Consider the following 2,926-nt stretch of genomic DNA (forward strand, 5'->3'; position numbering starts at 1 on the left):
CCTTGACTCGTTGCACTGCAGCTTCCTTGAACTCCGCCGTGTACACCTGGTGCGGTACCCTAAACATTTCTTCTTTCCTTCCTTTCGGTCGAGTTTATACCCGACCTGCTGGAAGGCGAAATTTCAGAGGAAGCTCAGGACATGCGCCCAGGATACGAAACCTAGGGCTTGATGTCCAGGTTGTGTTAGCCGCTCTAAACGAGATCTGGACGCCCGCTAGGCGGAAAACGTTGAAGGCGTCGGAATCGACAGCACCGATGCACAGCAAGCCAATTACTGTGCATCGGCTAACCAATTACTTGGCGTCGGGTTTGACGTAGTTGTAATTAACGGCCGTATAGGCGTACGAGTAGGATTCGTGCTCCACGCTGCCGCAATTGACCTTGACGAACCATGAGCTCGCTTGAGAGTCCGAGTAGGCGTAGACGAAGTTGGTGACCGGAACGTTAAGCACAGGCATGACTGAAATGGTCCCGATCACCGTGCCGAATTTCGACGCGACAGTGCTCTTTTTCGTTTGTGCCTGTACATCGCCCATCTCGGTCGTGAGATAGTCGAGCATCGGTGCCACGTCTCCGCCGAGACCGCCGAGAATTGCAGCAAAGAACTCCTCGGTAATGGAGACCGCGGTACCGGAACCGCTCTCGCTATTCTGGTCAACGCTCGTAATGCCCATGCCCGCGACGGAATTCATGGCTTGCGTCATCGTGCTCTGGTCGACAAGGTACAGCCCCGATTCCACTGCCTGTCCTGAGGTATTCAGAACGGCTGTTTTGATGGTCGAGGACATTGTCAACGCCTGCTTGAACGCGTCCACCACCTGGGTTTTCACGTCCGCAGGCCAGGAGTTTTCGAGGTACGCGAACAGAAAGTCCGAGCCGGCCGCGTGCATCCACTCCCCGTCATCCGTCAAGGTGACGTGATAACTGCGATAGGCACGTCCTTCACGTTCCATGCGGCGGACAATGTTGCGATGTGCAAGGTAGTTACGAACACTCATGGCGATTTCCTTTAAATCAGGTTGTTAATGCGAAGAAAGTTAAATGATTTAATGACAAATGGATTTAATGTCTAACCATCCCTGAAGGCTACTATTTTTCATGTAAAATATTGCAATACACTGCCGCATTACTTGCTTTCGTTAACTGGCCGATCACTTTGTGCAGCACATCGCTGCTCGCTGCCCCGCATTGATATGCTCGTCGATGGTGCTCGCCGCTAGCAGCTGTCGCCCCGTCAATGGCCTAATGAAAGCGACAATATCTCTCTGGAGGGTCGCGATGTAGGGGGATAGAGTTCCCTAGCAGGCTGTTGAATTTGGGTCCCGTGTAAACGGGGTTTGAGGGACGGGCGTTATGGATATCGTGTTCATGATCTTTGGCAGCGGATGCGATGCGCGGAATGGATGAGATGCAGGAACCCCTGTTCACGACGGTCAAGCTCGAGGACTTCGTCCCGGCAGATCACCCGTTGCGACCGATCCGGTTGCTGGTGAATGATGCGTTGAAACGGCTCAATGGGCTGTTCAGCGTCATCTACGCGGACACCGGCCGTGCCTCGATTGCGCCTGAGAAGCTGATGCGGGCGCTGCTGTTGCAGGTGTTCTACTCGGTGCGCAGCGAGCGCATGCTGATGGAGCAGATGCGCTACAACCTGCTGTTCCGCTGGTTTGTCGGGCTGGCGATTGAGGACGCCGTGTGGGACCACTCGGTGTTCTCGAAGAACCGCGACCGGCTTCTGGAGCATGAAGTCGTGGAAGCGTTCTTCACCGAAGTCATGAGCCTGGCGGACAAGCGGGGCTTGCTGTCGAGAGAGCATTTCTCGGTGGACGGCACGTTGATTCAGGCGTGGGCCAGTCACAAGAGCTTCCGCCGCAAGGACGGCCCGGACGATGGTCCGCCAGCCGGCGGTGGCCGCAACGCCGACACTGACTGGAAAGGCGAGCGACGTAGCAATGCGACGCACGACTACTGATCCGGAGGCGCGATTGTTCAAGAAGAGCCACAAGAGCCCGGTCATCCTGTGCTACCACGGGCACATCCTGATGGAGAATCGCTCGGGGCTGGTGGTCGGCGCCGTGGTCAGTCACGCAGATGGTTTCGCCGAGCGGGCCAGCGCATTGCAATTGCTCGATTGCGTGCCAGGCGCTCATGCGAAGACAGTTGGTGCCGACAAGGCGTATGACACCCGCGACTTCGTGAACGATTGCCGCGCTCGCAACGTGACACCGCATGTCCCGCGCAACGATGAGCGTTGGGGCGGCAGCGCAATCGACGGTCGCACTTCGCGGCACGCGGGCTACCGGATTAGCCAGATCATCCGCAAACGAATGGAAGAGCATTTCGGCTGAGGTAAAACGGTCGGTCGGATCCGGCAGACGGTCTATCGCGGTATCAAGCCCGTCGACCAGCACTTCAAGCTGACGATGGTTGCGAGCAATCTGACCCGCATGGCCCGAATGCCAGGGGTGGTGCCGCAAGGAGCGGCGCGACGAGCCGTCACGGCGGGAAGACTGCGCGCCAGCAGGGCTGCATGCGTGCGCATGCCCCGCGCGGATCGCGCGGCAAACCGGTAATTCAGCGGGAAATTGCACGCGCAAGTCTCCTGAACGTAGCTTCGGTCGTCATGACGGGGCGCTTTTCAACAGCCTGCTAGACCGGTTGCGCGATTTTGGAGCCGGGTAGCAGTTGGAACGGCGAATGCTGAGCGGATATTTTCGGTGCCGAGGACCGATCCGCGACAAAGCGCGTGCATGGGCAGGGCGTAAGCGATGGAAACCCTGTTGGCTTCCGGTTCGAAGGGCGAGCCTCGATGCTGCCAGTGTTGCCCGCCCCCGGGGGCCAGGAAACCGGCCCCAACCCGACAGACCGGGGAAAGCTCGGGTCGAAACGGCACATCGTTGTAGACGCGCGCGGCATTCCACTGG

Annotated in this window: 1 protein-coding gene and 2 pseudogenes; 2 read left to right on the top strand and 1 reads right to left on the bottom strand. The window is 58.0% G+C overall.

Annotated elements, in window-relative coordinates; genetic code table 11:
* Positions 1-295: 295 nt before the first annotated feature.
* Positions 296-1,000, bottom strand: coding sequence for a hypothetical protein (locus tag VSR82_RS39535; RefSeq protein ID WP_498858872.1), 705 nt, complete (start codon positions 998-1,000; stop codon positions 296-298).
* A gap of 392 nt (positions 1,001-1,392) precedes the next feature.
* Between VSR82_RS39535 and VSR82_RS39540 the strand changes: the two are divergent.
* Positions 1,393-2,491 (top strand): annotated as a pseudogene (locus tag VSR82_RS39540) (IS5 family transposase); the annotation flags it as partial.
* A gap of 307 nt (positions 2,492-2,798) precedes the next feature.
* Positions 2,799-2,926, top strand: a pseudogene (locus VSR82_RS39545) (IS5/IS1182 family transposase); the annotation flags it as partial.

Source organism: Burkholderia sp. JPY481 (assembly GCF_038900515.1).
Classification (GTDB): Bacteria; Pseudomonadota; Gammaproteobacteria; order Burkholderiales; family Burkholderiaceae; genus Paraburkholderia; species Paraburkholderia youngii.